The sequence below is a fragment of the Micromonospora sp. NBC_01739 genome (assembly GCF_035920385.1).
Classification (GTDB): Bacteria; Actinomycetota; Actinomycetes; order Mycobacteriales; family Micromonosporaceae; genus Micromonospora.
Map to the genome: position 1 here is coordinate 4,141,241 of NZ_CP109151.1, position 16,895 is coordinate 4,158,135.

At 70.2% G+C, this 16,895-nt stretch carries 16 protein-coding genes and 1 tRNA gene; 3 read left to right on the forward strand and 14 right to left on the reverse strand.

From position 1 onward, the window contains the following. Window positions 1–1,632 carry a glycoside hydrolase family 13 protein gene (locus OIE53_RS18595; protein ID WP_327022809.1) on the forward strand — a complete coding sequence of 544 codons (1,632 nt, stop codon included), beginning with the start codon at window positions 1–3 and terminating at the stop codon, window positions 1,630–1,632. Window positions 1,633–1,710: 78 nt separating this feature from the next. Here the strand turns inward: OIE53_RS18595 and OIE53_RS18600 are convergent, their stop codons facing one another. The 5 genes from OIE53_RS18600 to OIE53_RS18620 are packed head-to-tail and all read right to left on the reverse strand — an operon-like array spanning window position 1,711 to window position 5,838. Then, entirely contained in the window at window positions 1,711–2,145 is a 435-nt protein-coding gene (locus OIE53_RS18600) for a hypothetical protein (RefSeq protein WP_327022810.1), read from the reverse strand. 60 nt (window positions 2,146–2,205) lie between these two features. Beyond that, the gene (locus OIE53_RS18605; protein WP_327022811.1) at window positions 2,206–3,129 is read right to left on the reverse strand and encodes a YihY/virulence factor BrkB family protein; all 924 of its coding nucleotides are present in this window, start codon (window positions 3,127–3,129) and stop codon (window positions 2,206–2,208) included. 55 nt (window positions 3,130–3,184) lie between these two features. Then, window positions 3,185–3,754, reverse strand: coding sequence for a 2'-5' RNA ligase family protein (locus OIE53_RS18610; RefSeq protein ID WP_327022812.1), 570 nt, complete (start codon window positions 3,752–3,754; stop codon window positions 3,185–3,187). Between the two features lie 35 nt (window positions 3,755–3,789). Next, the gene (gene trpS, locus OIE53_RS18615) at window positions 3,790–4,815 is read right to left on the reverse strand and encodes a tryptophan--tRNA ligase (RefSeq protein WP_327022813.1); all 1,026 of its coding nucleotides are present in this window, start codon (window positions 4,813–4,815) and stop codon (window positions 3,790–3,792) included. 33 nt (window positions 4,816–4,848) lie between these two features. After that, entirely contained in the window at window positions 4,849–5,838 is a 990-nt protein-coding gene (locus tag OIE53_RS18620) for a hemolysin family protein (protein WP_327022814.1), read from the reverse strand. 133 nt (window positions 5,839–5,971) lie between these two features. Here OIE53_RS18620 and galE point away from each other — a divergent pair, with 133 nt between their 5' ends. Then, window positions 5,972–6,901, forward strand: a complete 930-nt coding sequence (gene galE, locus OIE53_RS18625) for a UDP-glucose 4-epimerase GalE (RefSeq protein ID WP_393342105.1) — start codon at window positions 5,972–5,974, stop codon at window positions 6,899–6,901. Continuing rightward, window positions 6,898–8,067 carry a galactokinase gene (galK, locus tag OIE53_RS18630; RefSeq protein ID WP_327022816.1) on the forward strand — a complete coding sequence of 390 codons (1,170 nt, stop codon included), beginning with the start codon at window positions 6,898–6,900 and terminating at the stop codon, window positions 8,065–8,067. Before galE ends, galK begins: the two co-directional genes overlap by 4 nt. Window positions 8,068–8,221: 154 nt before the next feature. Here galK and cysN read toward each other — a convergent pair whose 3' ends face one another. The 9 genes from cysN to OIE53_RS18675 form a co-directional block, all read right to left on the reverse strand. Then, entirely contained in the window at window positions 8,222–9,475 is a 1,254-nt protein-coding gene (gene cysN, locus OIE53_RS18635) for a sulfate adenylyltransferase subunit CysN (RefSeq protein WP_327027275.1), read from the reverse strand. 80 nt (window positions 9,476–9,555) lie between these two features. After that, on the reverse strand, window positions 9,556–10,467 hold the full coding sequence (gene cysD, locus OIE53_RS18640; protein WP_327022817.1) for a sulfate adenylyltransferase subunit CysD: 912 nt from the start codon (window positions 10,465–10,467) through the stop codon (window positions 9,556–9,558). A gap of 74 nt (window positions 10,468–10,541) precedes the next feature. After that, window positions 10,542–11,360: an inositol monophosphatase family protein gene (locus OIE53_RS18645; RefSeq protein ID WP_327022818.1), complete on the reverse strand. Its 819-nt coding sequence runs from the start codon at window positions 11,358–11,360 to the stop codon at window positions 10,542–10,544. A gap of 91 nt (window positions 11,361–11,451) precedes the next feature. Beyond that, window positions 11,452–12,042 (reverse strand): aminoacyl-tRNA hydrolase, encoded by a 591-nt coding sequence (gene pth / locus OIE53_RS18650; RefSeq protein ID WP_327022819.1) that lies wholly within the window; start codon window positions 12,040–12,042, stop codon window positions 11,452–11,454. A gap of 101 nt (window positions 12,043–12,143) precedes the next feature. Next, window positions 12,144–12,851 carry a 50S ribosomal protein L25/general stress protein Ctc gene (locus OIE53_RS18655; protein WP_327022820.1) on the reverse strand — a complete coding sequence of 236 codons (708 nt, stop codon included), beginning with the start codon at window positions 12,849–12,851 and terminating at the stop codon, window positions 12,144–12,146. A 302-nt stretch (window positions 12,852–13,153) separates the two neighbouring features. After that, window positions 13,154–14,134 (reverse strand): ribose-phosphate diphosphokinase, encoded by a 981-nt coding sequence (locus OIE53_RS18660; protein WP_013731491.1) that lies wholly within the window; start codon window positions 14,132–14,134, stop codon window positions 13,154–13,156. Between the two features lie 63 nt (window positions 14,135–14,197). Then, entirely contained in the window at window positions 14,198–15,724 is a 1,527-nt protein-coding gene (gene glmU / locus OIE53_RS18665; protein WP_393342093.1) for a bifunctional UDP-N-acetylglucosamine diphosphorylase/glucosamine-1-phosphate N-acetyltransferase GlmU, read from the reverse strand. Window positions 15,725–15,825: 101 nt separating this feature from the next. Beyond that, window positions 15,826–15,897: transfer RNA gene (locus OIE53_RS18670), tRNA-Gln, on the reverse strand. A gap of 37 nt (window positions 15,898–15,934) precedes the next feature. Next, window positions 15,935–16,777 (reverse strand): helix-turn-helix domain-containing protein, encoded by an 843-nt coding sequence (locus OIE53_RS18675; RefSeq protein ID WP_327022822.1) that lies wholly within the window; start codon window positions 16,775–16,777, stop codon window positions 15,935–15,937. Between the last annotated feature and the right edge of the window lie 118 nt (window positions 16,778–16,895).

Sequence of the window (16,895 nt, forward strand, 5' to 3'; positions counted from 1 at the left end):
ATGACCGTCAGCAATCCCTCGCCGCTGACCTCCGATGCCGGCTGGTGGCGATCCGCCGTCGTCTACCAGGTCTACGTCCGCAGCTTCGCCGACGCCAACGGGGATGGCATCGGTGATCTCCAGGGCATCCGGCAACGCCTGCCGTACCTGCGTGAGCTGGGCGTGGACGCCCTCTGGTTGACCCCCTTCTACACCTCCCCGATGGTCGACGGCGGGTACGACGTCGCCGACTACCGGGACGTCGACCCGATGTTCGGCACCCTCGGCGACTTCGAGGCGATGATCACCGACGCGCACGCCCTGGGCCTGCGGATCATCGTCGACATCGTGCCCAACCACACCTCCGACCAGCACCCCTGGTTCCAGGCGGCGTTGGCGGCCGGCCCCGGCTCACCGGAACGCGAGCGGTACCTCTTCGCCGACGGCAAGGGTGAGCACGGCGAGCAGCCCCCGAACGACTGGGAGAGCATCTTCGGCGGCCCGGCCTGGACCCGGGTGCCGGACGGCCAGTGGTACCTGCACCTGTTCGACCCGGCCCAGCCCGACCTGAACTGGCGCCATCCCCAGGTACGCGCCGAGTTCGAGGAGGTCCTGCGGTTCTGGCTGGACCGTGGGGTGGACGGGTTCCGCATCGACGTGGCCCACGGCATGATCAAGGCCGAGGGGCTGCCGGACGTCGGCTTCAACTCGATGACCACCGGCCGGCGGCAGTCCGAACTGCTCGGCAAGGGTCGGCTGCCCTACTTCGACCAGGACGAGGTGCACGACATCTACCGCGCCTGGCGGCCCATCCTGGACAGCTACCCCGGGGGCCGGATGGCGGTGGCCGAGGCCTGGGCCGAGACCCCCCAGCGGCTGGCCCGCTACATCGGGCCGGACGAGCTGCACCAGGCCTTCAGCTTCGACTTCCTCGACGCCACCTGGTCGGCCGACTCCTTCCGCAAGGTCATCGACACCGCCCTGGCCGAGTCGACAATCGTCGGCGCCCCCACCACCTGGGTGCTGTCCAACCACGACCGGCAGCGGCACGTCACCCGCTACGGCGACGGCGAGGTAGGGCTGCGTCGGGCCCGCGCGGCCGCGCTGCTGATGCTCGCCCTGCCCGGCTGCGCCTACCTCTACCAGGGCGAGGAGCTGGGTTTGCCGGAGGTGCTCGACCTGCCGGACGAGCTGCGCCAGGACCCGGCCTTCCTACGTACCGGCGAGAGTCGGGACGGCTGCCGGGTGCCGATGCCGTGGAGCGGCGAACTGGCCCCGTACGGCTTCGGACCGGCCGGTAGCGAACTGAGCTGGCTGCCGGCCCCGGCTACCTGGGGCGCGTTGTCGGTGGCCGCCCAGACCGGGGTGCCCGGCTCGACCCTGGAGCTGTACCGGGCGGCGCTGCGGATCCGCCATACCCATCCCGCCCTGGCCGGCACCGGCGGCATCACCTGGCAGGAGGCCGACCCCGGGGTGCTCGCCTTCACCCGGTCCGCCGGCGACACCGTGCTGACCTGCGTGGTCAACCTCGGGGACGCCCCGGTACGGATCGAGGGGTACGGCACCCCCCTGGTGGCCAGCGCGACGGTCACCGAGCAGGACGGCGGGCACCTGCTGGACATCGACACGGCTGTCTGGTTCGAGCGCCGCTGATCGGGTAGTCCGTCAGCAACCTGGTCGTCCGGCGTGCTGCGCGCCGCCGGACGGCTGGGGCTGACGGCCCTCGGGTGCTCAGCCGCTGGTCAGCCGGGCGGCGATGCGGGCGAACCCGGCGCGCAGCTCGGCTGCGTCCGGGGTCGGCAGGGGGCCGGCGTCCCGATCCTCCTCGTCCGCCAGATCCTCCTCGTCGATGGTGTCCTCGTAGTCGCCGTAGAGGTCGGCCCGCTCCGTCTGGACCTCCTCGTCCTGGGCGGCCAGTTGGGCGGTGGCTATCTCGCCCCGGATCTGTTCCACGGAGACCGCAGGTATCAGCGGCTCGACCACCGCCATCAGCGCCCCGTCGGCGACCACCGCCTCGGCCAGGGCCATGGCGTGTTCCCGCTCGTACGGGCCGCAGACCACCGGTTCCCACTCGTCATCGTCACCGAGCGGACCGAAGGTGATGATCCACGGCAGGTCGCGCATCGGCGAGTCCCCCGGCAGGTCCAGCGTCACGAGTACCCCCACGGGGTCATCATCGTCGCTGCCCGGCCCGCACGCGGCAGCTTCGGCACATCGACAACGACCTCAGCCGGTCCCGCCTGGGAGGCCCGGATCGGTGTCCGAGTCGAATTCCACCCGTCGGCCACCCCGGGCCAGGTCCACCACCCGGCCGCGCCGGCTGGTCGCGGCCAACGCCGCCCCGAAGAGCACCAACTGGTTGAGCAGGTACAGGTAGACCAGCAGACCCACCGCGGTGGCCACCACGGTGTACGCCGGATTGTGCTCGACCCGCCCCACCCAGAACCGACCGACCGTGTTGAGCAGGGTGATGCCGACCGCGACCACCAGCACCACCGGCCGCAGCCGCGCCCGGCTCATCTGCACCCTGGGCACCACGATCAGCAGCAGGGTGGCCAACACCGCGTTGATCAGCACACTGAGCACCGCACTGATCGTGGTCAACCCGACCGACCCGGTGCTGCGCAGCAGGAAGCGCAGCAGGGACTCCAGGGCGTCCACCGCCGCCACCGAGGCACCCAGCAGCACGAAGACCACCAGCAGCACCCCCAGGTCGACGAACCGGCGGACCACCAGGTTGCCCGGATGCTGGTTGAGACCGTGGATCAGCCGCTGCGAGGAACGGATCGCCTCCACCCACCCGATCCCGGTCAGGATCAGGATCAGCAGACCCACCACCCCGACCGTGCCACTGCTCTCGGCCACCTGGGCCGGGTCGAGGAAGGGCAGATTCTCCCGCAGGAAATCCTCCGCCGCCGCGCGTACCTCGTCGTTGTCGTCGAGAAGCGCGCCGAAGGCCGCGTACGCCACCAGGGCCAGCGCGAAGACCGCGAAGAAGCCGTAGTACGCGATCGCGGCGGCCAGCCGACCACCCTGAAGATCGGTGTAGCGCACCCCGGCCCGCCACAGGTGCCCGAAGGCCGGCCAGCGGTGCCGGGCGGCGCTGAGTCGGCGGTCGATGCCCGCCTCGACCCGACCCAGGAGGTTCACCTCGTCATCCTCGCCGTTCGCCGGCCGCCGCGCTCGCCGCTTGGCGACCGAAGGTTCAACCGCCCAGCCGGAAGTCCCTACGGGGCTGGAACCGCGCCTCGCCGCTGTGCGAGAACAGGGTGAAGTGCTCCACCTCGAACATCGCCGAGAAGTCCGCCAGGTCCTCGTACGCCTTGTCCAGGGCCTCCGGCGCGACATCCTGCGCCACGGTCACATGAGGGTGGTACGGGAAGCGGAGTTCCCGTTGCAGCTCAGGAGCGGCGTTGATCGCCGCGGCCAGCAACTCGCACTCGCTGATCCCGGCGGCGACCGCCACGAAGACCACCTGGGTCACCGGCCGGAAGGTGCCGGTACCGCGCAGGTGCAGGGTAAAAGGCAGGTGGGCCGCGGCCACCCCAGCGAGGTGCCGCTCCACCGCGGGCAGCGCGGACACCGGGATCTCGGTCGGCCCCAGCAGGGTGACATGCGCCGGAACGGTGTTCGGGTCACCGGCCGCCAACCGACGCCGGGTCAGCGTGCCGCCCCACGGCTCGGGGATGTCCACCGCGATGCCGATCTGGACGGTCTCGCCGGCCTCCGGCGCCCCGCTGCCGTGATCCACGTTCCGCGCCACTCCTTCGGCCACCGACCTGTCCGGATCACCCGCGCTGTCGCGGACGACTACTCGCCGCGTACCGGCGGGAAGAAACCCACCCGCTCGTACGCCTTGAGCAGGGTCGGCGTCGCCAACCGCCGGGCCTTCTCCGCACCCACGGCCAGCAGCTTGTCCAACTGGGCCGGGTCGTCGAGGTAGGAGCGGGTGCGCTCCTGGATGGGGGTGACGAACTCCCGGACCACCTCGGCGAGATCCTTCTTCAGATCGCCGTAGCCCTTGCCGTCGTACGCCGCCACCAGGTCGTCGATGCTCCGCCCGCTCAGCGCCGAGAAGATGGTCAGCAGGTTGGAGATGCCCGGCTTGGTCTCCTCGTCGAAGACGATCTCCCGACCGGTGTCCGTGACCGCCGAACGGATCTTCTTGGCCGAGCGGGCCGGATCGTCCAGCAGGTCGATGATGCCGGCCGGCGAGGAGGAGGACTTCGACATCTTCGCCGTGGGGTCCTGCAGGTCGGTGATCTTCGCGGTGGCCTTCACGATGTGCGGGGCGGGCACCGTGAAGGTCGACCCGAAGTGGGTGTTGAACCGCTGCGCCAGATCCCGGGACAGCTCCAGGTGCTGACGCTGGTCCTCGCCCACCGGCACCGCGTTGGCCTGGTAGAGCAGGATGTCGGCGGCCTGCAGGATCGGGTAGGTGAACAGGCCCACGCTGGCCCGCTCGTTGCCCTGCTTCTGCGACTTGTCCTTGAACTGGGTCATCCGGCTGGCCTCGCCGAACCCGGTCAGGCACCCCAGCACCCAGGCCAGCTGCGCGTGCTCGGGCACCTGCGACTGCACGAACAGGGTGCACCGCTGCGGGTCCAACCCGACCGCCAGCAGCTGGGCGGCGGCCACCCGGATGCGCTGATGCAGCACCTTGGGATCGTGGCCCGCCGTGATGGCGTGCAGGTCGACCACGCAGTAGACCGCCTCGTGTGACTCCTGCAACGCCACCCAGTGCCGCACCGCGCCCAGATAGTTGCCGAGGTGGAACGAGTCGGCCGTCGGCTGGATGCCGGAGAAGACGCGCGGGCGGGCGGGTACGTCGGACATGCCGGCAATTCTGTCAGCATCGCCCGGCGTACGTCATGACGGGCTGGCGGGTCCGGTCCGGTCGGCGGGTCGGTCCACCGATCTGCGCTGTTCGGGCAGGCGGCCGACGGTGACCGCGAGCCGGGCCACCCGGCGCCCCTCCAGGCTCAACACCCGCAGCAGCCACCCCCCACCCGCCCCGGCCGGATCGGGCACCGGAACCTCGTCACCGGGCCTGGGCAGCCGGCCCAGGGCGGCCATCACGAACCCGCCCACCGTCTCGTACGGCCCGACCGGCAGCACCACCGAAGTGCGTTCGGCGAAGTCGGCCAGATTCAGCCGACCCTCCACCACGGCCGGCAGACCGGCCAGCGTCGGCTCCGGCAGCTCGGCGGACTCGTCGTGGATCTCACCGACCAGTTCCTCGATCAGGTCCTCGCAGGTGACGATGCCGGCCGTACCGCCGTACTCGTCGATGACCACCGCCAGGTGGTGCCCCTCCCGCCGCATCTCGGTCAACGCGGCCAGCACCCGCTTGCTGGCCGGCAGCCGCTTCACCTCCCGGACCAACTCGCCGACCTTCGTGCTCGGCACCCGGTCCGGATGCCACAGCACGTCGCGCAGATGCACGAAGCCGACCACGTCGTCGTGGGTGCCGTCGACCACCGGGTACCGGGTGTGCGTTCCGGCCCGGACCAGGGGTTCGGCCTCGGCGAGGGTCAACGCCGCCGACAGGAACACCACCTCCGTACGGGGCATCATCACCTCCCGGACCAGACTCGCCCCGGCCACCAGCACCTCGTCGATGATGCGTCGGCCCACCGGGTCCAGCACGGTGTTCGCGGCGACCAGATCGCGCAGCTCCGCCTCGCTGATCCGCTCCCGGCCGGCGGCCGGACCCGTACCTAGCAGGGCGGTGACCAGCCGGAGCCCGCCGTCGACGGCCCGGACCACCACCCGGGCGACCCCCCGGGCCAGCCGTCCTGGCTCGCGGCGGGGCTGGGTTGGCCGCCACCGGGATCCGCGCCGACGCGCTGCCCGCATGACAGTGATGGTAGTCAGCGCGACGGCCGTAGGCTGTCCATACGCGGCCACACTCAACGGGCCAGGCAGGAGGACCGAGGTGAAACTGCTAGTCACCGGCGGTGCCGGCTTCATCGGCAGCGTGGTTACCCGGATGCTGCTCGACGCGGGTCACCAGGTAGTCGTCCTGGACGACCTGCGCACCGGTCACCGGGAGGCCCTGGCCCCGGAGGCCACCCATGTCGAGGCGGACATCCACGACGCCGCGCGGGTACTCACCCCGCAGGCCGGGTTCGACGGCGTGTTGCACTTCGCCGCACTGATCGCCGCCGGTGAGTCGATGGTCGCCCCGGAGCGGTACTGGCACAACAACACCGTCGGCTCCCTGGCCCTGCTGGACGCGGTTCGGGCGGCCGGGGTGCCCCGGCTGGTCTTCTCCTCCACCGCCGCCGTCTACGGCAACCCGATCGAGCTGCCCATCGTCGAGACGGCCGTCAAGGCCCCCACCAACACGTACGGGGCGACCAAGCTGGCCGTCGACATGGCCCTGACCTCCGAGGCGATCGGGCACGGCCTGGCTGCGGTCTCGCTGCGCTACTTCAATGTCGCCGGCGCCTACCTGGACGGTGACATCGCCCTGGGTGAACGGCACGACCCGGAGACCCACCTCATCCCGATCGCCCTGGAGGTGGCCGCCGACCGGCGGGAGAAGCTGCAACTCTTCGGCGACGACTACCCCACCATCGACGGCACCTGCGTACGCGACTACATCCACGTCGCCGACCTGGCCCGGGCCCACCTGCTCGCCCTGGACGCGGCTCTGCCGGGGCAGCACCGCATCTACAACCTCGGTAACGGCAGCGGTTTCTCCAACCGGCAGGTGGCCGAGGTGGTCCGCGAGGTAACCGGCCATCCGGTGCCGGTCGAGGTGGCGCCCCGCCGCGAAGGGGACCCGGCCGAGCTGGTCGCCTCCGCCGAGCTGGCCCGCGCCGAACTGGGCTGGCAGCCGCAGAAGCCGACCCTGCACGACATGGTCAGCGACGCCTGGGCCTTCTACCGCACCCACCGACTGGCCCAACCGTGATCGACTCCGGCCGAAAGGTCGCCGACCGCGCCACCGCCGGCTTCCACCAGGTGTACGCCGAGCCGCCCGCCGGCCGCTGGGCGGCTCCCGGCCGGGTCAACCTGATCGGCGAGCACACCGACTACAACGACGGCTTCGTGCTGCCCTTCGCGCTCCCCCTGCGTACCGTCGTCGCCGCCGCGCCCCAGCCGGGTGAGACCTGGAGGGTCTGGTCGGAGCTGACCGGCGAGACGGTCGACTTCGGTGCCGCGCAGGTCACCGGTGCCGGCCGGATCACCGGCTGGGCCGGCTACGTGGCCGCCATGGTCTGGTCGCTGCGCGAAGCGGGCCACCGGGTGCCCGGCGCCCGCCTGGCGATCGCCTCCGACGTACCACTGGGCGCCGGCCTGTCCTCCTCCGCCGCCCTGGAGGCCGCCGTGCTGGCCGCCCTGGTCGACCTCGGCGGCCTGGACCTGCCCCCCGAGACCCAACCCCGCCTCGCCCAACGGGGCGAGAACCACTACGTCGGGGCCCCCACCGGCATCATGGACCAGTCTGCGGCGATCCGCTGCCGCGCCGGGCACGCCCTGTTCCTGGACTGCCGCACCGAGCAGGTGGAACACATCCCCTTCGATCTGGACGCCGCCGGGCTGGCCATCCTGGTGATCGACAGCAACGCCCCGCACCGCCACGTCGACGGCGAGTACGCCGCCCGCCGCGACAGCTGCGAGAAGGCCGCCGCCCTGCTCGGGGTACCCGCGCTGCGAGAGGTGTCGACCGAGGGCCTCGACGCGGCCCTGGCCCGGCTACCCGACGACGAGACCCGCCGCCGGGTACGGCATGTGGTCACCGAGAACCAGCGGGTGTGCGACACCGTGGACCTGCTACGAGCCGGACGGATCCGGCAGATCGGTCCCCTGCTGACCGCCTCGCACACCTCCATGCGTGACGACTTCGCCATCACCGTGCCCCAGGTGGACACCGCCGTCGAGGCGGCACTCGCCGCCGGAGCGCTGGGCGCCCGGATGACCGGCGGCGGCTTCGGTGGCTGCGTCCTGGCCCTGGTCGAGGCCGACCAGTCCGCCCCGGTCGCCCAGGCCGTCACGACGGCGTACGCCCAACGTGACTTCACCGCCCCCACCCACACCACCGTCACCCCCACCGCCGGCGCCACCCGCCTCGCCTAACCCGCCCACCCGCGCGCATTCCTCGCCCACGGCGCGTCATTACGCCCCGATGGGGGATCGAGTGGCTATCGGTGGCCCGGATGCCACTCGATCCCGCATCGAGCGCGATCTTGGGGTGACGGCAAGGTGCGTCGGGGGCAGGGCTGGCGGGGGATCAGGCGGTTTCGACGATCATGCCGGCGCCGACCGTACGGTTGGTGCTCTCGTCGATGATGACGAAGCCTCCCGTGGTGCGGTTACGGCGATACTCGTCGGCGAGCAGCGGGATGGTGGTACGCAGCCGGACCCGGCCGATCTCGTTGAGCCGCAACTCGCCCGCCGACTCGTCCCGGTGCAGGGTGTTGATGTCCAGACGGTAGTGCAGACCGCGCACGATCGCCCGAGCCGCCCGGGTGGTGTGCTTGATCGCGTACTTGCCGCCGACCTGCAACGGGCGGCTCTCGTCCATCCAGCAGACCATCGCCTCGATGTCCTGGGCCACCGCCGGGGCATTGTTCGGACGGCAGATCATGTCTCCCCGGGAGATGTCGATCTCGTCGGCCAGCCGTACCGTCACCGACATCGGCGGAAAGGCCTCCGTGACCGGCCCGTCGGCGGTCTCCACCGAGGAGATCCGGCTGGTGAAGCCGGAGGGCAGCACCATCACCTCGTCCCCCGGCTTGAGCACCCCGGAGGCCACCTGACCGGCGTAGCCCCGGTAGTCGGTGACGACAGTGGACTGTGGGCGGATGACGTACTGCACCGGGAACCGGACGTCGACCAGGTTGCGGTCACTGGCGATGTGCACCCGCTCCAGGTGATGCAGCAGCGCCGGGCCCTCGTACCAGGGCATCCGCTCGGACCGGGTGACGATGTTGTCACCCTTGAGCGCGGAGATCGGCACCACGGTCAGGTCCGGGACGTCCAGCTTCGCCGCGAACGCGGTGAACTCGTCGGCGATCCGGTCGAACACCTCCTGGGAGTAGTCGACCAGATCCATCTTGTTCACGCAGAGCACCAGGTGCGGCACCCGCAGCAGGGAGCAGAGGAAGGCGTGCCGCCGCGACTGCTCCACCAGACCCTTGCGGGCGTCCACCAGGATCAGCGCCAGGTCGGCGGTCGAGGCACCGGTGACCATGTTGCGGGTGTACTGAATGTGCCCCGGAGTGTCCGCGATGATGAACTTGCGCCGCGGGGTGGCGAAGTAGCGGTAGGCCACATCGATGGTGATGCCCTGCTCTCGCTCGGCCCGCAGGCCGTCGGTGAGCAAGGCCAGGTCGGTGTACTCGTCGCCCCGGGCCGCGCTGACCGCCTCCACCGCGGCCAACTGGTCGGTGAACAGCGACTTGGTGTCGTACAGCAGCCGACCGATCAGGGTCGACTTGCCGTCGTCCACACTGCCGGCCGTGGCGAACCGCAGCAGATCCATGGGGCGGGCCTCCGACGCGGCCCCCGCACCGGCGGGGGTCGGGTCCGTAGCGTCGCCCGGCGTGATCGTCTCGGTGGTCATCAGAAGTAGCCCTCCCGCTTGCGGTCCTCCATCGCGGCCTCACTGACCCGGTCGTCACCCCGGGTGGCCCCGCGCTCGGTGATCCGGGTCGCGGCGACCTCCTCGATGACCTTCTCGACGGTGTCCGCGTCCGAGCGGACCGCCGCCGTGCAGGAGGCGTCGCCCACCGTCCGGTACCGCACCCGGGCCTTGAAGCGCTCCTCACCGGCACGGGCCGACAGGAACTCGTTCACCGCGTAGAGCATCCCGTCACGTTCGATCACTTCACGCTCGTGGGCGTAGTAGATCGACGGCAACTCGATTCGCTCCCGGGCGATGTAATGCCATACGTCCAGTTCGGTCCAGTTGGACAGCGGGAACACCCGAATCGATTCTCCCGGATGGTGTCGCCCGTTGTAGAGCGACCACAACTCCGGTCGCTGGTTCTTCGGATCCCACTGGCCGAACTCGTCGCGGAAACTGAACATGCGCTCCTTGGCGCGGGCCTTCTCCTCGTCCCGGCGAGCCCCACCGAAAAGGGCGTCGAACCGGTGCTTCTCCACCGCGTCCAGCAGCACCGGGGTCTGGATCCGGTTACGCATCCCGTCCGCCGACTCCCGGACCATCCCGCTGGCCAGGGCCTCCGGCACACTGGCCACCACCAGTTGCAGACCCAACTCGGCCACCCGACGGTCGCGGTAGTCCAGCACCTCGGGGAAATTGTGGCCGGTGTCGACATGCATCACCGGGAACGGGATCTGCGCCGGGGCGAACGCCTTCTGCGCCAGCCGAAGCATGACGATCGAATCCTTGCCGCCGGAGAAGAGCAGCACCGGCCGCTCCATCTCGGCGACCACCTCGCGCATCACGAAGATGCTCTCCGCCTCCAGGGCGTCCAGATGGGTGACCTGGTAGGCCGCGGTCACGGTCATGACATCGACTCGATTCGCTCGCTCATCAGCTTTCCAGACCTTTCCGGTCGGGGCACCAGGAAACTAGCGCCAGGCTACCCACCATGCCGCCGCAGCGCGGAAAGTAACCGACTGGCGAGATCCGCACGGCACACCAACAGATCAGGCAGACGGGGGTCCGCCTCGTTGTATTTCAGCGCAGAACCATCAATCCGGGAAGCATGCAGTCCGGTGGCCGTCGCCACAGCCACCGGCGCTGCCGAGTCCCACTCGTACTGGCCGCCCGCGTGGATGTAGGCGTCCACCTCACCGGTCACCACCGCAGCGATCTTCGCGCCGGCCGACCCCATCGGCACCAGTTCCGCCCCGACCTCCTCGGCCAGGGCGGTGAGGAACGCCGGAGGGCGGCTCCGACTGGCCGCCAGACGCAACCGGCCCGCACCACCGACCGACACGGACGGGTACGCCGGCGGCTGGTCGGTCGCCAACACCCGCTGCTGGGCCGGCAACCCGACAGCACCCGCGATCAGGCCGTGCGAAGCCTGCGCGTCACGCGCCCACAGGGCCACATGAACCGCCCAGTCCGTACGCCCCTGCTCGCTGAACTCCCGCGTACCGTCCAAGGGGTCGATGATCCACACCCGGTCCGCGGTCAACCGGGACCCGGGCGCCGCCTCGCCCTGCTGGGCGGCGGCCCGCCGGGAGCCCTCGTCCTCCTCGGAGAGCACCGCGTCACCCGGACGCCACTTCGCCAACTCGGCCCGGATCAGCTCATGCGAGACCTTGTCCCCGGCCGACTTCAGCGCTGCGGGATCCTCGAACCCCGTCTCCGCGCGGAGGCCCACCAGCGCCTCGCCCGCCCTGGCCGCCAACCAGCGAGCGAACTCTCCGTCGACCATCGGAGGACTGCTCATGTCCTGCGCTCTCCCGTCGCAATCCGGCTACGTCGAACAGCCGCCCCGCTCGGCCACGAACCGACACTATCGGCCGGCCGCCCCGGAACCCTCAGGCGCCGTGATAAGCATTCTGCGTCGGCTCGACACCTTTGGTGATCACCGACTCCACCACATCGGCGGCCCGATCCACCAGGAAATCCAACTCCTTGCGCTCCGCCGCGCCGAAATCCGACAACACGTAGTCCGCCGGATCCTGCCGTCCCGGGGGGCGGCCGATGCCGAACCGCACCCGCACGTAATCCTTGGTGGCCAGCGACTTCGACATCGAGCGCAGCCCGTTGTGCCCGCCCTCGCCCCCGCCCCGCTTCACCCGCACCTGGCCGTACTCGATGTCCAACTCGTCGTGCACCGCGATCACCTGAGCCGGCGGCACCTTGAAGAACTGGGCCAGGCTGGCCACCGGACCACCGGACAGGTTCATGTACGTCAAGGGTTTGAGCAGCACCAGCTTCGGCCCACCGAAGCCCAGCCGCGCCTCGGCCACGTCCGCCATCGCCCGCTTGTACCGGCCGAAGGTCGCGCCCAGCCGACCAGCCAACAGATCGGCCACCATGAAACCGACATTGTGCCGGTTGCCCGCGTACTGCCGACCCGGGTTACCCAGCCCGACCACCAGCCACGGCCCGGTCTCCTCCGTCACCGCCCGTCCCTCCGTCATCCGCACCCGCCAGGGCTACCCCGATATACGCCGACAGGCGCCCCCGGAAACCGGGGACGCCTGTCGCACAGCTTACGAACCGATCAGGCCTCGGTCTTCGCCTCGGCCGTCTCCTCGCCACCGGCAGCCGCCGGCTCACCGGCCTCGGCACCCTCGGAGGACTCGGCGGCCTCCTCGCCGACCCCAGCCTCGGCCTCGGCGTCGGCCACCTCGACCTCGGGCAGGGTCGCCTCAAGCTGCTCGGCGGTGGGGGCCGCGGTCACCGTGGCGACCGTCTGCTCCGGGTCACCGGCCAGCTCCACGCCCGCCGGCAGGTCGACATCCGCCGCGGTGACCTGGGCACCCGGCTCGGCACCCTCGATCGAGGCCTCCAGGTGATCCGGCACCTTGGTCGCCTCGGCGGTCACCGACACGGTGTCGTGGTCGTGCACGATCAGGGTGTCCTTCGCGGCCTCACCGGTCAGCTCGACCGGCACCTCGACGGTGACCTTCTCGCCCCGACGCACCAGCAGCAGGTCGACGTGCTCGAAGGTGTCCTTGATCGGGTCACGCTGAATCGCCTTCGGCAGGGCCAGGGCCTGCGTGCCGTCACTCACCTCGATCGCGAAGAGCTGGTTGGCACCACCCTTGCGGATGGCCGCCGCGAACTCACGCGCGGGCAGCGCGATGTGCTTGGGCTTCTCGCCATGCCCGTACAGCACGGCGGGCACCTTGCCGGCCCGGCGGGTACGACGGGCACCACCCTTGCCGAACTCGGTACGGGGCTCGGCGCTGATCTTTACCTCGGACACGGGAAAACTCCTGATGCTTCGCGGCAGCTTGTCGTCTGGCGGTGCTGGGCGGGGGGCTCGCAGGGGCTCATGCGTCAGCAGACTGCCCGGAGCACCGCGTCGATCACGGTGCCTCCGTGCGGCGCTTCTCAGCGGCCCGCAGGGCACCCTCGCCGTGGCAACCGCACCAGTCTACCCGAGCAGAATCCCGAAGTTCCGGCAGTCCCCGCACCACCGCCACCGACCGGCCCGCAGCCTATTTCCGCCGCCACCGGCCCGGGATGAATCCGGACGAGTCGACCGACCCGTCCGGATCCCGTCGATCAGCTGAGCCCACCGAAGAGGGTCGTCACCGAGCCGTCGTCGAACACCTCACGGATGGCCCGCGCCAGCAGCGGCGCGATGGACAGCACGGTCAGCTTGTCGAGTTGCTTCTCCGGCGGCAGCGGCAGGGTGTTGGTCACCACCACCTCGCTGATCGGGCTGTTCTTCAACCGCTCCGTCGCCGGGTCGGAGAGCAGGGCGTGGGTGGAGGCCACGATCACGTCCGCTGCACCGGACTCCTTCAGGATGTCCGCCGCCTTGCAGATCGTCCCACCCGTGTCGATCATGTCGTCGACGATCAGGCAGACCCGACCCTCGACCTCACCGACCACCCGGTTCGCCACCACCTGGTTCGGCTTCAGCGGATCCCGGGTCTTGTGGATGAACGCCAGCGGGCAGCCACCCAGCCGGTCGGTCCACCGCTCGGCCACCCGCACCCGACCCGAGTCCGGGGCGACCACCGTCATCGGCCGACCGGCGTACCGGCGCTCCACGTACTCGGCCAGGATGTCCATCGCGAAGAGGTGATCCACCGGCCCGTCGAAGAAGCCCTGGATCTGCGCGGTGTGCAGGTCCACCGTGAGGATCCGGTTCGCCCCGGCCGTCTTCAGCAGATCGGCGACCAGCCGGGCCGAGATCGGCTCCCGGCCCCGGTGCTTCTTGTCCTGCCGGGAGTACGGATAGAACGGCAGAACCACGGTGATGCGCTTGGCGGAGCCCCGCTTCAACGCGTCGACCATGATCAGGGTCTCCATGACCCAGGTGTTCACCCCGTGCGTGACGGACTGCACCACGAAGGCGTCCGAACCACGTACCGAGTCCTTGAACCGTACGAAGATCTCGCCGTTGGCGAACTCGTACGCGTCGGCCGGCGTCGGCGCTACACCGAGCACCTCGCCGATCTCCTTGGCCAGCTCCGGAAAGCCACGTCCGGAAAAGAGCATCAGGCTCTTGCGGTTTTCGGCGACGATGCTGCCCATGGGCCCGTCTGCTCCCGTTTTAGGTCGGTGGTACCCGGCCTGAAGGTGGTAGCCGGCCGGGGACTATTCGGTTGCAGTATCTCCCGCCTCGGTCACGGTTCCCACCGACTCGGCAGCACCGTGGATTGCCTCACCTTCACTTGCGGGCGGAACCTGGGACGGAGCACCCTGCAAGGCCCGCTCGGCCGCCTCCGCGGAAACCGTCCCGGGCCGGTTGCGGGCCACCCAACCACCGATGTTGCGCTGCTGCGCCCGCGTCACCCCCAGAGCACCCGGGGGTACGTCCGTGGTGATCGCACTGCCCGCCGCGACGTACGCCCCCGGCCCCACCTCGACCGGCGCGATCAGGTTCGTGTCGCAGCCCACGAAGGCACCCTCGCCGATCACGGTCCGGCTCTTCTTCACCCCGTCGTAGTTCACGAAGATCGTCGCCGCGCCGATGTTCGCCCGCGCCCCGATCGTCGCGTCACCCACATACGACAGGTGTGGCACCTTGGCCCCCGCACCCACCTCGGAGTTCTTCACCTCGACGAAGGTGCCGACCTTCGACTTCTCGGCCAACCGGGCATCCGGTCGCAGATAGGCGTACGGGCCGACGCTGGCCCCCGGGCCGACCTGGGCACCGACCGCGTGGCTGCGCAGCACGGTCGCCCCGGCACCCACCACCGTGTCGATCAGGGTCACGTCCGGACCGACCACCGCACCACTGCCGACCACCGAACCGCCCAACAACTGGGTGTTCTGATCCACCACCGCGTCGCGGTCCAGCGCCACCGTCACGTCGATCCAGGTCGTGGCCGGATCCAGCAGGCTCACCCCGGCCCGCATCCAGCCCTCGTTCACCCGGTCCCGCAGCAGTCGCCGCAGCCCCGCCAGCTCCACCCGGTCGTTGCAGCCCAGGGTCTCGGTGTGGTCGGCCGCCCGGTGCACCGCCACCGGCTCCCCGGCCGAGACCAGCAGACCGAACACGTCGGTCAGGTACTCCTCGCCCTGATCGTTGTCGGTGGAGAGCTTGCCCAGCACGTCCCGCAACCGACCGGCGTCGAAGGCGTAGATGCCGGCGTTGATCTCCTTGATCGCCTGCTGACCGGTGGTGGCGTCACGCTGCTCGACGATCTGCTCCAGCCGACCCGCCTGGTCCCGCACGATGCGGCCCAGGCCGGTCGGATCCGGCACCTCGGCGGTCAGCACGGTGGCCGCGGCCCGCTCCCCCTCGTGGGTCGCCACCAGGGCGGCGACCGTCTCCGGGCGCAGCAGCGGCACGTCACCGTTGAGCACCACCACCGTGCCGGTGGTCTCCGGCGCCGCCTCCAACGCGATCCGCACCGCGTGCCCGGTGCCGAGCTGCTCCGCCTGATGCACCGCGGTGGCCTCCGGGGCCACCTCGGCCAGGTGCGCCCGGACCTGGTCCGCGCCGTGCCCCACCACCACCATGGTCCGCTGGGCCCCCAGCGGCTCGGCGGCGCTCAACACATGACCGAGCAGGGTACGACCAAGCAGCGGATGCAACACCTTGGGCAGGGAGGACTTCATCCGCTTGCCCTCACCGGCGGCGAGCACGACGACGGTACGGAGTTGGGGCTCGGACACGACGTGGCTCCCGTCGGACGCGGACAGTCTCGCGGCCATGCTAACCAGACAATCCGTTGCGATCGGCATGGCCACGAGGATCGGCAGCACATCCGCCCGTGCTGGGGTGCCTGGATTCGAACCAGGAGCTCAAGGCTCCAAAGGCCTGCGGGTTGCCGTTACCCCACACCCCATTGACATGTCAACCCGTGACGCCACATCAACGGATGCTCAGCGTGCCGTCACGGACTGGAACAGCCCGGCGATCATACCCTCAATTCGCCAGTAGAGCTCACGGCTGCCCGGCACATTGATCACAAGGCAGCCGCGATAAGTGTCCCCGACGTTTCGACGCACCGTGGTGGCCTTGTGCTTCTTCAGCGTTGCTCGCTGGAAACGGTCGCGCGGCAACGCCAGTCTCCCCGCCCACCAGTCGGCGGCGGCCTCGGCGTCGGCGGTCTCGTGGATGCTCACCCGATAGGTCGCCACGGTGCGGTCGACCCCGCAGACCTCCAGGAACCTAAGGAAGAGCAACAGCAGTCCCGGATCACTGTTGATGAACTGCACATGGTCGTCTCGGCGCCAGGGCTTGGACTTGGTGCCCTCACACCAGTAGGTGACCGCACCGAGCAGCAGAACGTCCCGGTCGTCGAGTTCACCGACGGCACGGGCAGCCGAGTCGTGCGCAGCCGCCTGGGCCTCATCGCGTGCCTGGCGGTATGTCGCCCACCGGCCTTCGGTCATGGCCTTCGAGTGGGCTTGGCGGCGTTCCCGCTCCTGCTCCGGGTCACGGGCCAGCGGCAGGTGCCGCACCCAGAGGTACGCCGTCGACCTGCTGACGCTCAACTGTCGCGCGATCTCCGGTACGGAGTGCCCCGTCGAGCGCAACGCGAGGGCCTCGGCCCGCAGGTCGTCCTTGGCGTTGGGTCGTCGGGTCCGCTCCGGCGGCGGTACGCCGCGCAGCAGCGCGTACACCCGGTTGCGGCCCAGCCCGGTGCGGGCCCGGATCTCCCGCACGGAGAGGTGCTCCTCGGCGCGCAGGCGGCGCACCTCGTCACTCTGGGGGTCGGCCATGCGGCGCAGGCTAGGCCCTGGGTACGACAACTTTCGCATCGGATCTCGTCGCTGTCTGATGTGATCTACCGGGCCGGTAAGTTACGGTGACGTAGCCGTAGATTCGCGTTTTACCGCC